Genomic DNA, 13,092 nt, shown 5'->3' on the forward strand with positions numbered 1-13,092 from the left:
AAGTTCGCAGCCCGTAATACATTCGCTGATCCATATCAAACGACAAAATCCACCTCCATAGAAAATCTTGTTATGGCGATTTCATTCGACGCCGGACCAAGAAACGGGGTGAATTTTGAAGAAGAACATATCCATCGCAATCGCATTTGCCTGCGCTGTTTTGGCAACGGCAAGTTCGTCTGTTCATGCGGATCAGGGCGACATTCTCGCGCGCGTCAGGGCGATCAGCATTCAGCCTGATGTTTCGGCGGGCGGAACGCTGGGCGCTATTGGGACGGGCGTCAATAACGCCATCGTCCCTGAACTTGATTTTGTTTATATGGTGCGCCCGAGTATTGGGGTCGAGCTCATTCTCGCGACCTCACGCCACCAGGTGACATCCAACGCGGGCGCGCTCGGCGGGGTGAACGTGTTGCCGCCCACGCTGCTGCTTCAATATTATTTCAATGCCGCGGGCAAGGTGCGTCCTTATGTCGGTGCGGGCTTGAACTACACGCTCTTCTACAACAACGGGCTGCACGCCGGAGATACGCCGGTCTCCATCAAGAACTCGAGCTTTGGCCCCGCGCTTCAGGCCGGCGTTGACGTGCAGGTCGCGCGCAATCTGTTCGTGAATGCCGATATCAAGAAGATCTGGATGCGCACGAGTGCTTCCGCGGGAGACACGTCGCTCGGTTCGCTGAAGATCGATCCGCTGGTGGTGGGTATCGGCGTGGGGATGCGCTTCTAGTCCGAGGCTGGAAATTCGGGCCGGCGTTGACGGAACATGGGACTCGGAACGAGGGCGGCGCCTTGCAACGCCGTGTTCTAAACCGCCGTCATCGCCGCCTGCAGCGTCGCGCGCACCACGTCGGCGGTGAACGGCGCTTCCCGGAACCTGACGCCGGTGGCATCGAACAATGCATTGGCGATTGCCGCCGGGCCCGGCAGCGAAGCCGATTCACCCGAACCCAGCGGCGGTTCGCCTTGACGTTCCATCTGCACGACATCGACAGCGGGTAATTCCGGAAACGTCAGGATCGGATAACTGCCCCATTCGCGGCTCGCGACAAGACCATCGGTAAAGCGAACACGCTCTTTCAGAGTACGGCTGAGCGTCTGGATGACGTTGCCGTGAATCTGATGGCGCACGCCATCCGGGTTGACCACCGTGCCGGTATCCTGTCCAACGGTCACGCGCTTCAGGCGAATCTCGCCGGTCACACGGTCGACTTCCAGATCCACGATCCACGCCGACCACGCCGCGCCAAAACCCGGAAAGCGGCTGTGTACATAACGCGCGTACGCCACGCCGTGTCCTTGCAGCACGCGCGCGTCCGGGTCGTTGCGCGTGACGCGGCGCTGCCAGCCGGCACGCGTGGCGACTGCCTCCAGCAACTCCCGCGCGCGTTCGTCCTCCAGATGACGCAGCCTGAATTCGAGCGGATCGACGCCGGTCACGAACGCGAGTTCATCGATAAACACATCGTGCGCAAACGAGTTCGGCAGCGCCGATACCCCCCTGAACCACGACGCGCGCACGAGCGGCGCCATGTCGTTGCACACGAAGCGCCGATGCTTGAACGTGTAGGGCGAAACCGCCGTGCGGTCGCCCATTTCGAAAACGCGAGGTTCGGCAGGCGTTGCGCCCGTGAGCAGCAGCGCGAGCAGCGGTGCATCGTTGGACGGATAACGCGACGCGAATTCATAACCCAGCGTCTCGCCCATGTCCGACACCGTGCCGGTCACGTCCACCACTTGCGCCGTTCCCTTGGGTTCCCATTGATGTTCATCGGCACGCGTTAGCTGCACGCGTACCGGGCAACGCATCGCGCGGGAAAGCAGCAGCGCGTCGCCGGAGACGTCGTCGGCGCAATTGCGGCCGTAGCATCCGGCGGCTTCCATGCGCACGATATTGATATCGCTTTCCGCGCGGTCCACGAGAACCGACAGGTCGTAGCGCAAGCTCAGCGGATTCTGTGTTCCCGACCACACGGTGATGTGGTCATCGCGATAGTCCGCCAGCGCGCACGATGGTCCTATGGACCCATGCATCTGGTACGGCCAGACGTAGGTGCGCGCGAGCGTAGTGGTATTGACCTGACCTCGGACCGATTCCACGTCGCCTTCTTCCAGCAGCAAACGCCGCCTGGCGGGCGCGCTCGATATGGCCCTGGCCGGATCATTCAGAGAGGGCAGCGAAGGCAACGCGCGCCATGTGACACGCAGCGCGCGGGCGGCGCGGATGGCCTGCTCCTCGCGCTCGGCGACTACGCCAACAAAATCGCCGATCGCGACGACACCCCGCACGCCCGGCAACGCTTCCACCGACGCAAGATCCACGTCGAGCAGCATCTTGCCGATGAACTCGCCGCAATCGTGCCCCGCATACGGCGGCCGCACCACGCGCCCGTGCAGCATGCCGGGCACGCGCATGTCGTGCACGAAGGTGAGCGCGCCAGTTGCCTTGGCGGGCAGATCGACGCGCGGCGCCGAACGCCCCACAATGCGATACGCCGACGGGTCTTTCACCGCGACGGTGTTGTCGAGCGCAAGCGTCACGCGGCGCCCTTCAAGCAGTGCGCCGAATGTGAGCCGGGTGTTGTCCGGCGCGATCACGCAGCCGTCGCCGGTGCGGAGCAGGTCCGCGCTCAGGCCCCACGTTTGTGCCGCGATCCCGATCAGCGCAAGCCGCGCCTGGGCCGCAGCGAAGCGCAGCGGCACCGCCGAAATCTGGATCGTCGCGCTCGCGATCGTCGGCCCCTGGTTGGGCACTTCCGTCGAATCGCCCAGGATCATCTGCACGCGCGCGGCGGGCACGTCGAGTTCTTCCGCCACGATCTGCCCGAGCGACGTGCGTATGCCCGTTCCCAGATCCACGTGACCGTTGAACGCGAAAATTCGTCCATCGTCCAGCACTGCGACGAAGATTTCCGGCGTGTCCTGAACGTAGGAAGACCCGCTGCCCGGTTGTCCGGGAGCGGGTTTTACCGGCGCCGCCGGCTGCCTGACAATGCTCAGGCAGCCGTTGCGGGCGAGCAGTTCACCTCGGGTAGGCGCTCCTGCATTTGGCATGACGCGTTTTCCTGAAAATGCGCTTATCGATTAACAATACTCTTGGGCATCGCCAACGCCAAGAGACATCCGGCGAGCATCAGGAAGCCGAACGTGATCAAGCCAGCGCTCATGCTGTGCGTTGCGTCCTTCATCCAGCCGAGTACGTAGGTGCTTGCAAAGCCGCCGAGATTCGCAATCGAACACGCGAACGCAATGCCTGCCGCCGCCGCGGTGCCGCGCAGGAACGTGGAGGGCAGCGCCCACACCACAGGCATGGCAGCGGCAACGCCTGCATTCGCAATCGACAACAGGATCACCGTAATGGCCGTGCTGCCGCTGAAGAACGTGCTGGCAATCAGGCCAAACGCCGTGCACGCAAACGGTACGACGATATGCCAGCGGCGTTCGCGGTACTTGTCCGAACTCGCGCCCGTCACCAGCATCATGACCACGGCGAGCGCATTTGGAATAGCGGTCAGCATGCCGATTTCCAGCGCACTCTTGACGCCCGAATCACGGATGATGCTCGGGAGCCAGAAGCTGATGGCATACGTGCCCAGCAGTACACACAGATCGATCAGTCCGAGTGCCCACACCTTGGGGTCCGTGAATGCGTCACGCAGCCTGTGGCGCTTGCCCGCATGCGATTCCTGCGAGAGATCGTGCTTCAGGCGCTGGCGCTCGTCGTGATCGAGGAACCTGGCGGATTCCACGGTGTTCGGCAGATAGAAGAACACCAGCACGCCCAATACGATGGACGGCAACGCTTCCAGCCCGAACAACCATTGCCATCCTTGCCAGCCGTGCATGCCGTCGAAGAAGGTCAGGATCCAGCCCGACAACGGGCCTCCGATCAAGCTCGACAGCGGCAACCCCATCATGAAGAGCGCGATGATCTTGCTGCGCCGTGCGTCGGGGAACCAGTTCGTCAGATACAGCAGCACGCCGGGCAGGAACCCAGCTTCGGCCACGCCCAGCATGAAGCGCAGGACGTAGAACTGGCCGGGCGTTTTGACGAACATCGTGAGGCCGGAAAGAATGCCCCACGTGACCATGATCCGTGCAATCCAGAGCTTCGCGCCGACCTTCTGCAAGACCAGGTTGCTCGGTACTTCGAAAAGAATGTAGCCGACAAAAAAGAGGCCCGCGCCAAGTCCATAGACGGTGTCGCTGAAATGCAGCGCATCGAGCATCTGCAACTTCGCGAGGCCCACGTTCACGCGGTCCAGGTAGGCCGAGAAATAACACAGGCAAAAGAACGGAATGAGCCGCCACGTGAGCTTTCGGTATAGCTCGCGTTCCGCCTGGGCGTCGGTGTGCAGCGTGCCGCGCGCAGTGTCCGTGATCGGGGTCGACATGAGGTGTCTCCTGGGAATCGCTGTAAATAAGGTGCTGTAAATAAGGTGCTGTGACAGGTCAGAACAGGTGATAAAGCCCGAGCGTTCCGGCGAACTGCCCGGCGGTCGCCGTCACGGAAGCACGCAATTAATCGCCGCGGCGGTTGCCGCTGCGAGCTTGAACATCCGGTTGTGTGGATAAGGCGAACGCGAGAACTGACTCATGGATTTTGGCTGGGTGATTCGTTGTAGGCGCGGGCAGAGCGAGTTCCGCGAAGAGGCGACGACCACGCTGTGCAAGGTGCAAAACTTAAGCGTCGCGGCACCTGCAAAGTTACGAAATCAAAATCCGGAATGCAATGTTTTTATAACAAAATATCGTTATAAATCAGATAGTTATAATTTTTACTTCAGGCGTGTTGAAGCGTCCCGCAGGCCGGATCCGCGGGACATTTTCGAGGTAAATCGCGTTGATTCAGCCGCGCTTCTCGAGCGTTCGGACCAGAGTGTTCTTATCGATTTTCGATGGCGGCAAGCGCTTCATCCAGCGTCATCACGGCGGCGTATTTCTGCTGCATATCGAAGAGATTTGCATCGTGCGGGCCGATCGCGCGGTCCCCGACACAATCGGAAATGACCAGCGGCCGAAAGCCATGCGACATCGCATCGACCACGCTTGCGCGCACGCATCCGCTCGTCACCGCGCCCGCCACGATCAACGTCTGAACCGCGCGCTGCGATAACCACGGCGCGAGCTGCGTGCCGAAGAATGCGGACGGCACCGTCTTGCGCACAACGAGTTCGCCGGCCGCCGGCGTGAGTTCCGGCACAATGGCGCTGTTCGGATGATCCTCGGTCAGCGTTGCCATGCCCGGGACTTTCAGCGAGAAGACGTTGTCGTCGCTGCCATCGGCGGCATAGACGATGCGGCTGTGCGCAACCGGCCATTCATGGCGTCGCGCGGCGGCAAGCAGATGCGTGGTGCGGTTTATGGCCGGCGCAATATTGCCGCCGCCAAAGGTCTTCGGGTCCGCGAAGCCGACCACGAAGTCCACGATCAGCAAGCCGATATTGCCTTTCACCGGCAATGGCGTACCGAATCCCTGCTGCTTGTAGACGCCGGATTCCGCATGGCTCTGGATGTCGCTCATTCAAATGCTCCGATTCAGGATTGTGTCAGCGGTCCATCACCACGCCGTCGCGAACCACGGCTTCGCCATCGAGCATCACGTCGCAATGACGCAGCGGAATGTCGATATGGCATGTCGTGGTGCGCTTGCCGCCGGCTTCGTTATTCGGTCCGAGAGAAAACAGGAAGTTGCCTTCGAACGCACGCGCATCCATGCCAATGGTCGCTTCGCGGTCGTAAAGCCCGAGCGTCGACCAGCGTGCGCGTGGCTGCAGACCCCAGCCGATATGCGAGATCGCGTAACCTTCCGGATCATTGAACGACGCCATGTAATCGCTGAGCAACGCGGCGTCCACGCCGCCATCGATGCGCGTTGCATACCCGTTCTCAACGGTCAGCGTGATCGGGTCGTTCACGTATCTTTTCTGCGGCAGCAGGATGTCGCCGCGATCGATCACAATCTGTCCGCTCGCCTGTCCTTCGTTCGGGAACGTCAGCACGAAACCGCTTGGCCAGTGGTCCCAGCGCCCGGGTTCATCGACGAAACCGTATTCGGAGATCGCCGGAAATTCGCCCAGCGGACAAACCAGTTCCGTGCCGGCGCTCGACTTCACGCGCATTTCACGCGACGCCGTGATGCGCGCCGCCGCCGCCCGCACGCGCGTGCGGTCGGCTGCGGTCGGGACCATGCGCGCGAGCACTTCGGGCGGCTCGACGGCGAGCAGGATCTTCGTGCCCGTTTTCAGGATCTCGTGTTGTTCGGGCGAGAACAGCAGCGTCATCAGGTCGAGCACGAGATCGCTTTCCTTCAACGCCGCGATGGCCGCGTGATTGCCGGTCAGCGGCGTGGTGCCGAGATACGCGAGCGAGTCGCGGCTCAACGCCTTTTCGCCATTTACCGGCAACAGGTCGAGCCGGTTGACGATAGCGCCCATCGACTGCGTGGCGATCAGCGCGCTCGACAGCGTCTGCGGATGTGTGGACGCGCTCGTGAGAATGGTGACGGTCTGGCCGGCTTCTAGCTTCGACAACGTCAGCACCTCTTTCCACGCGGCAATCATTTCGTAATCGCTGATAGGCATGACAGCTCCTTTAAATAAGCTTTGCGCCGAGGAAATCGCCGAATGCTGCGTAGAAGCCGGCTTCGTTGTCCCACGGGATCATGTGGCCGGCGTCCGGCACGCGCGTATGCAGCAGACCGGGTGCGAGCGCCTGCATTTCCTTGACGTCTTCGTCGAGCACGACGTCGCCGCGCGCCGCCGTGATGAGTAGCGACGGCACGCGCAGGTGCGGCAGATCGGCATGGATATCGTCGGTATGGAAACCTTCGAATGAAGTCAGCATCGCGCGTTCGTCGCAGGTATGGAGCCATTGCGCGCGCAGGCGCCGTTGCTCTTCGGTCCAGGTCGGACAAAAGGCGAGCATGCCTTCGGCGTCGATGCCCTTGAGGGCGAGGCGGATCGAATCCACGTACCACGGCAGTTTCGCCGGATACGCGCGGCGGCCGGGACCGGATACGGGCGGGTCGACCAGCACCGTGCGCGTGAGGCCCTCAGGTGCGCTGCGGGCGGCGCGGATGGCAATGCGGGCGCCCATCGAGTGGCCAACGAGCGCATAGTGTTCGAGGCCGAGCGCCTGAGCCAGCGCGATGACATCGGCGGCTTGCGCGTCGAGACTGTAGTCGAGCGTGGCCGATGCCTCCGACAAACCCCGGCCGCGGACATCGAGCACGTAGGTATCGAACTGGCGGCCAAGCACTTCGCCGACAAACCCCCACGTCACTGCGGGGCTCGTGATGCCCGGAATCAGGATCACGGCAGGGCGGCCGGCGCGCACGCCGTCGGCGCCCCCATAGCGCAGGAAATGCTGGCGAATGCCATTGGCATTGACATTCGCGCCGTAGAGCAAGGTTGAGTCCATCGCGGGGTCCGTAGATGAGTCGAAAGCTTTCAATGAAAGGTTCAACGGCGCGGTCAATATGCGCCGGAGAGCAGCGCGCCCGCGCCCGGCACCACGCGTTCGAGATCGAGCTCGCGCAGCATGGCGTAGGTGGTCGCAATCGCCGCCGTAATCACCGGCTTGCCGGTCATGGCCTCGACTTGCGGCACGGCGGCGAGCGACGGCATCTGCACGCAGGCCGACAGCACGATTGCATCCACGTCCTTGTAGTCCAGCGTCTTCACGATTTCCGGCAAGAGCCGCGGGTCGTGGCGGCCGACATCCAGATTGTCGGGAATTTCGAGCGCGCGGTAGTCGACGACTTCAAACCCTTCCGAGCGGATGTAATCCACCACGAGTTCCGTCAGCGGCTTCATGTAGGGCGCAACCACCACAATACGCTTTGCCTTGATGACCTTCAGTGCTTCGACTAGCGCGCCCGCGCTCGTGATGACCGGCGCCGAGCCGCCGTTTTCGACCGTACGTTCGTGCAGCCGCTTTTGGGAAACCCGGTGATAACCATGTCCCATCGCCATGATCGCGACGAGGCACGCATAGCCCAGCACGTCCACGCGCGCGTCGCTCAGTTCCAGCGCGCAGCGGTCCGATTCCGCATCCATGGCCGCGAGTTCTTCCTTCACCACCTTCTTCATGCGCATGCGGCTCGAATGGAACGTGAAGCGCTCCGGGCGGATGGCCTGGCGCGCGAGCAGCATGGCCGGGATCTCGGTTTCCATCGTGGTATTCGAACTCGGCACGATCTGGCCGATGCGGAAGTTCTTGCTCATCTGTTCGACTCCGTATTTCGTGAGCCACGCGGGGCGGCTTGATAGGTTCAGTGCTTGGATGCGCGATGCGGTGCGTTGATTGCGTCAGGAAATTCTAGTGTACACATTGGAATATAACAAGTTTCCACAAATATTTTTTGCTGGTGCACGCATGCTTTATGTTGGTGAAAACCCTGATAAATCGCACCTATAAAGGGCTTGTTCGCACTTGACTGGATCAAATGCAAATTTTCTTTACCCAAAATAATTCAATGTGTACACTCGATATCAGTTCATTCAACAGGCTCGGCTGAAGCAATTTTTGCCCGAGCGCCAGACATGGAGAGATCATCATGAGCACACCCCGTATCGCGATTGTTGGCGCGGGCCTCGGAGGAACGGCGGCAGCCGCGTTGATGCAGCGCGCCGGGTATTCAGTGCGTCTGTACGAGCAGGCTCCGGCGTTTTCGCGTCTTGGCGCAGGCATTCATCTCGGACCGAATGTGATGAAGATCATGCGTCGCATCGGTTGCGAAGATGCGCTCAACGTCATGGGATCGCATCCGGACTTCTGGTACAGCCGCGACTGGAAAAGCGGCGAAGCGATTGCCCAGATTCCGCTTGGCGACTTCGCGGAGAAGGAATACGGCGCGTCGTATCTCACGGTGCATCGCGGCGACTTTCATGCGCTGATGACCGAGGCGGTCGAGCCTGGCACCATCGAGTTCAACAAGTGCCTGACCCAGATCGAAGAAACCGGCAAGGATGTGCGCCTCACGTTTGCCGATGGCAGCGTGGAGACGGCTGACATTGTGATTGGCGCGGATGGCGTGAATTCGAAGATCCGCGACCATCTGCTGGGCGCCGAACCGCCGCGTTATACGGGTTATGTGGCGCACCGCGCCGTCTTTCCGGCGTCGCTGCTCGGCGCCGATCCGTTCGATCTGTGCGTGAAGTGGTGGTCGGAAGATCGTCATATGATGGTGTATTACGTCACGTCCAAACGCGATGAAATCTATTACGTGACCGGCGTTCCGCAAGCCGAGTGGCCGGCGGGACAATCGGTTGCGCCGAGCAGCCGCGACGAGATGCGCGAAGTTTTCGCGGGTTACCATCCTTCGGTGCAAAAGCTGATCGACGCCACGCCGGAAGTCACGAAGTGGCCGCTGCTGGAGCGCGATCCCTTGCCGTTGTGGAGCCGCGGCCGCCTGGTGCTGCTTGGCGACGCCTGCCATCCAATGAAACCGCATATGGCGCAGGGCGCGGCCATGGCAATCGAAGATGCGGCCATGCTGACGCGCTGCCTGGACGAGGTCGGTGTGAACGACTACGCCAGCGCGTTCGCGCTGTATGAAGCGAATCGCGCGGAGCGTGCTTCGAAGGTGCAACTGGTCTCGCACAACAACACGTGGCTGCGCACGAACGAAGATCCGGCATGGGTGTTTGCGTATGATGTATTCAACGAGCCGTTAAAGGCGCCGGCGGCGAAACAGGCATCGGTAGCTGCGGTCTGATTCCGATAAATCAAACATGAGCGTGTCCGCATCTGCGTCGTCGGCTCCCGAACCATTGACCATGACCGTCAATGGTTCGTCGCGCACGCTCGAAGGCGTGACGCGCGACACGCCCTTGCTCTATGTGCTGCGCAACGATTTCGAATTGAATGGCCCGAAGTACGGCTGCGGCCTCGGGCAATGCGGCGCATGCACGGTCCTGCTCGACGGCGGTCCCGCGCGTTCATGCGTGGTGCCGGTTGCGGCGGCGGTCGGCCGGGAAACGGTGACGCTCGAAGGGCTCGGCACGCTGGATGCGCTGCATCCCATCCAGCGTGCTTTTATCGACGAACAGGCGGCGCAGTGCGGCTATTGTCTGAACGGCATGATCATGAGCACGAAGGCGCTGCTCGATCGCAATCCCGAGCCCGATGACGCCGCGATCCGCGACGCGCTGCGCTTCAACCTGTGCCGCTGCGGCACGCACATCGAGATCATGAAGGCCGTGCATCGCGCGATCGAGTACCTGAAACGCGAAGAAGGGCGCTGAATCAATGACGCGTGCAATGGACGCCATGCGCGAACGGGATTCCGGCCAGCCCGTGCTGCTGCCCGATTCGATGCTTCACGCATGTGTGCTGATGAACGCCGACGCCGCGTTGCTGGAGCGTGCTGCTGCCTTGCGGACCGAAGGCGTGCGCTGGATTCACACAGGGAGCGTGGCTGCGTTTGTTGCGGGCCGGCTTGAGCTTGCATGTGACGCGGCGCGCCGTCTGATCGATGTTCCCATTGCAGGCGCGGACGCTGCTTCGCTGCCCGTCGCGCGTTCGGACCTTCAGCACGAAGCGCATTACGCATGGCCTCTCTCTTCGGATTCTTTCACGCCATGCGAAGCGATTGCGCGCATGGATGGCGATCTGGTTTCGTTGTGGACGCGTGCGCCGGCCAGTGCAGACTTGCTTTCGAAGCTTGTTGCCGCGACAGGATTTTCCGCCGGGCGCTTCGAATTCCATTCATTGGACGAGAGCAAGGCTACGGATCTGGCGTTGGCAACACACGCCGCCATGGCGGCCGTCATGTTGATGAACGAAGTGGGCGGCGCGGTGTGTGTCGGTGGATATTTATCGTCGGCGAACGCGCGGGAAGCGACGTTCGCCGTTGCCGCTTCGCTCGATAGCACAGGCACGCTGCACGACTGGCAATACGAGGCGCGCATACCAGGATCTTCAGGCAACGAAGCGTCTGCCGCTGAAGACTTGGGGCCGTACTTCTCCCGCCGTTCCCGGTCGCTGACCGACGATCCGGCCGGACTCATTCCGGATGCCGCGCACACATTCGCGCGCGAATCGTTTATCGATGAAATTGCGCGTGACAATCAGCGCGACCCCGTGTCGTTCCGGCTCGATCATCTCGATCCCGTGGAGCAGGACGGCGCGCGCGCGTTGATCGACACCATTGCCGAGCGCGCCGCGTGGGGAGGCAAGCCCAGGCAAACGCGCAATACCGCGATTGTCCACGGCCGAGGTTTCGCATTCGACGAACACAAGCGCGACGCCGAAACGCCCGCGTATTCGGCATGGATCGTCGATCTCGACGTCAATCGGCTAACGGGCGACGTGGCCGTCAATCGCGTGGCCGCGGGACGCGCGAGCGGACGTCGAAGGCTGGGCAATATGGCTGGCGTTCCAGCGCGGCTGATCGCGGCGGCGGCCTCACGCGCGCTGGGTTTGCAACTCACCGCGCGGCCCTCGCACGATGAAACGCCCGACGCGCAGGCGGTATCGCACGAACTGGCATTGGCGCCGTCTTCAACGTTGCCTGCCGAGATCGTGACCGAAAGCATCGATGCTTCGCCGGCAGCGGCCGCCATCGCCAATGCGCTCTTCGACGCAACTGGCGTGCGCTTTCGCGCGCCGCCGTTCACGCCGGAACGCGTGCGCGCGGCGCTGGATGGATCGGCGTCGTCGTTCGTGGGCGCGCCGAAGCGCGGCAGGCGCTCGCTGAAGGCGCTGCTGGCGGCGGGTGGCGTGGGCGGCGTGATCGGCCTCGCGTGCTCTCTCTGGCCGCTCCGTGCACCCATTGAACCCATTGAACCCATTGCGCGCCCACTGGCCTCCACATGGTCCGAAGCCACCATCGCGCGTGGCCGGGAAGTCGCCGAATTCGGCGACTGCGCCGTCTGCCACACGGCGCCCGGCGGCGCGGTCAACGCGGGTGGCCTGGGCCTCGAAACGCCGTTCGGCATGGTCTACACGACTAACCTCACGCCCGATCCGAAGACGGGTATCGGCAACTGGTCGTTCGCCGCCTTCGATCGCGCAATGCGTCAGGGCATTTCGCGCGATGGGCATCATCTGTATCCCGCGTTTCCCTACACCGCGTTCACGAAGATGAGCGAAGCGGACATGACCGCGCTCTACGCGTATCTCATGTCGCAACCTGCGGTCGAAAATGCGCCGCCGCCAACGCGCCTGCCGTTTCCGCTGAACCAGCGCGCGCTGGTGGCGGGATGGAACGCGCTGTATCTGAAGCAAGGCGAATTCAAGCCGGACCCAACGCGCTCGGCGCAATGGAATCGCGGCCAGTATCTCGTCGATGGCGCCGGCCATTGCAGCGCGTGTCATTCGCCGCGCAACATGTTAGGCGCGGAGAAGGGCGGCCGCTTGTACATGACGGGCGGCAGCGCGGAGGGATGGGTCGCGCCATCGCTTGTCGGCAACTCCAAAGCGCCGGTCAAATGGACCGAGCAGGCGCTCTACGATTATCTCAAGACCGGCTTCTCGCCCGAACACGGTGTTGCTGCAGGACCGATGGCGCCGGTCGTCGCAAGTCTGTCGACGCTGCCGGAAGCCGATGTGCGCGCCATGGCGCATTACGTGGCTTCGTTGTCGGATACGTCCGACGCCGCCAAACCAACGCAGGTTGCGCAACACAAACCCGACGCCGTCACGCTGCAAGGCCTCGACAGTGGCCGCCGCATTTTCGAAGGCGCGTGCGCGGTGTGTCATGCGGTGACGGGCGGTGTCGGCAACTTCGGCGTGCGTCCGTTGCTTGCGCTCAATACAAGCGTGAGCGAATCCACGCCGGACAACCTGCTGAAGGTCATTCAAAACGGTATTGATGCACCCGCGACCGACGCGCTCGGCTACATGCCCGGCTTCAGGGATTCGTTCGACGATAGTCAGATGGCGGAACTCGTGACGTATATTCGCGCGACTTTTGCGCCAAACGAAGCGCCGTGGAAGGATCTTGAACAGGCGTCGGCGCGGGTTCGGAAGCACGCGCATTAAATATTCGCTTCGTAGGGGCGCGCGGTTGGTTCAGGCCCTTTCGTCCAACACTTCTTATAATCGGCCGATAACCTGTCATGCCCCGCTGCACTGCGTCGCGGC

10 protein-coding genes are annotated in these 13,092 nt (G+C 62.1%); 4 read left to right on the forward strand and 6 right to left on the reverse strand.

Annotated features, from left to right (window positions below; genetic code table 11):
* The first annotated feature begins 115 nt into the window (after positions 1–115).
* Positions 116–730, forward strand: coding sequence for an OmpW/AlkL family protein (locus AWB64_RS22145; RefSeq protein WP_208603300.1), 615 nt, complete (start codon positions 116–118; stop codon positions 728–730).
* 77 nt (positions 731–807) lie between these two features.
* On the opposite strand, the gene AWB64_RS22150 is transcribed toward AWB64_RS22145, so the two are convergent.
* The 6 genes from AWB64_RS22150 to AWB64_RS22175 all read right to left on the reverse strand — a co-directional run bounded on the left by AWB64_RS22150 (position 808) and on the right by AWB64_RS22175 (position 8,228).
* Complete coding sequence (locus AWB64_RS22150) at positions 808–3,054, reverse strand: xanthine dehydrogenase family protein molybdopterin-binding subunit (protein ID WP_060857586.1); 2,247 nt, start codon at positions 3,052–3,054, stop codon at positions 808–810.
* Between the two features lie 23 nt (positions 3,055–3,077).
* Entirely contained in the window at positions 3,078–4,394 is a 1,317-nt protein-coding gene (locus AWB64_RS22155) for an MFS transporter (RefSeq protein WP_060857587.1), read from the reverse strand.
* A 491-nt stretch (positions 4,395–4,885) separates the two neighbouring features.
* Complete coding sequence (locus tag AWB64_RS22160) at positions 4,886–5,524, reverse strand: isochorismatase family protein (protein ID WP_060857588.1); 639 nt, start codon at positions 5,522–5,524, stop codon at positions 4,886–4,888.
* Positions 5,525–5,549: 25 nt separating this feature from the next.
* A complete protein-coding gene (locus AWB64_RS22165) occupies positions 5,550–6,584 on the reverse strand; it encodes a 2,5-dihydroxypyridine 5,6-dioxygenase NicX family protein (protein WP_060857589.1) in 1,035 nt (344 codons plus the stop codon).
* Between the two features lie 10 nt (positions 6,585–6,594).
* Positions 6,595–7,422, reverse strand: coding sequence for an alpha/beta fold hydrolase (locus AWB64_RS22170; RefSeq protein ID WP_060857590.1), 828 nt, complete (start codon positions 7,420–7,422; stop codon positions 6,595–6,597).
* Between the two features lie 53 nt (positions 7,423–7,475).
* Complete coding sequence (locus AWB64_RS22175) at positions 7,476–8,228, reverse strand: maleate cis-trans isomerase family protein (RefSeq protein WP_060857591.1); 753 nt, start codon at positions 8,226–8,228, stop codon at positions 7,476–7,478.
* Between the two features lie 332 nt (positions 8,229–8,560).
* On the opposite strand from AWB64_RS22175, the gene AWB64_RS22180 reads away from it, so the two are divergent.
* The 3 genes from AWB64_RS22180 to AWB64_RS22190 are packed head-to-tail and all read left to right on the forward strand — an operon-like array spanning position 8,561 to position 12,990.
* Positions 8,561–9,721, forward strand: a complete 1,161-nt coding sequence (locus AWB64_RS22180; protein WP_060857592.1) for an FAD-dependent monooxygenase — start codon at positions 8,561–8,563, stop codon at positions 9,719–9,721.
* Positions 9,722–9,737: 16 nt separating this feature from the next.
* Positions 9,738–10,250, forward strand: a complete 513-nt coding sequence (locus AWB64_RS22185; protein WP_060857593.1) for a (2Fe-2S)-binding protein — start codon at positions 9,738–9,740, stop codon at positions 10,248–10,250.
* A gap of 4 nt (positions 10,251–10,254) precedes the next feature.
* Entirely contained in the window at positions 10,255–12,990 is a 2,736-nt protein-coding gene (locus AWB64_RS22190; protein ID WP_244164152.1) for a cytochrome c, read from the forward strand.
* The last annotated feature ends 102 nt before the right edge of the window (positions 12,991–13,092 follow it).

The sequence above is a fragment of the Caballeronia sordidicola genome, from assembly GCF_001544455.2.
Taxonomy (GTDB): domain Bacteria; phylum Pseudomonadota; class Gammaproteobacteria; order Burkholderiales; family Burkholderiaceae; genus Caballeronia; species Caballeronia sordidicola.

Excerpts from the sequence above, each read along its gene's own strand:
- AWB64_RS22165 (WP_060857589.1), bottom strand. The coding sequence starts at position 6,584 with ATGCCTATCAGCGATTACGAAATGATTGCCGCGTGGAAAGAGGTGCTG.
- AWB64_RS22150 (WP_060857586.1), bottom strand. The coding sequence starts at position 3,054 with ATGCCAAATGCAGGAGCGCCTACCCGAGGTGAACTGCTCGCCCGCAAC.
- AWB64_RS22190 (WP_244164152.1), top strand. The coding sequence starts at position 10,255 with ATGACGCGTGCAATGGACGCCATGCGCGAACGGGATTCCGGCCAGCCC.
- AWB64_RS22155 (WP_060857587.1), bottom strand. The coding sequence starts at position 4,394 with ATGTCGACCCCGATCACGGACACTGCGCGCGGCACGCTGCACACCGAC.
- AWB64_RS22170 (WP_060857590.1), bottom strand. The coding sequence starts at position 7,422 with ATGGACTCAACCTTGCTCTACGGCGCGAATGTCAATGCCAATGGCATT.
- AWB64_RS22180 (WP_060857592.1), top strand. The coding sequence starts at position 8,561 with ATGAGCACACCCCGTATCGCGATTGTTGGCGCGGGCCTCGGAGGAACG.
- AWB64_RS22185 (WP_060857593.1), top strand. The coding sequence starts at position 9,738 with ATGAGCGTGTCCGCATCTGCGTCGTCGGCTCCCGAACCATTGACCATG.
- AWB64_RS22160 (WP_060857588.1), bottom strand. The coding sequence starts at position 5,524 with ATGAGCGACATCCAGAGCCATGCGGAATCCGGCGTCTACAAGCAGCAG.
- AWB64_RS22175 (WP_060857591.1), bottom strand. The coding sequence starts at position 8,228 with ATGAGCAAGAACTTCCGCATCGGCCAGATCGTGCCGAGTTCGAATACC.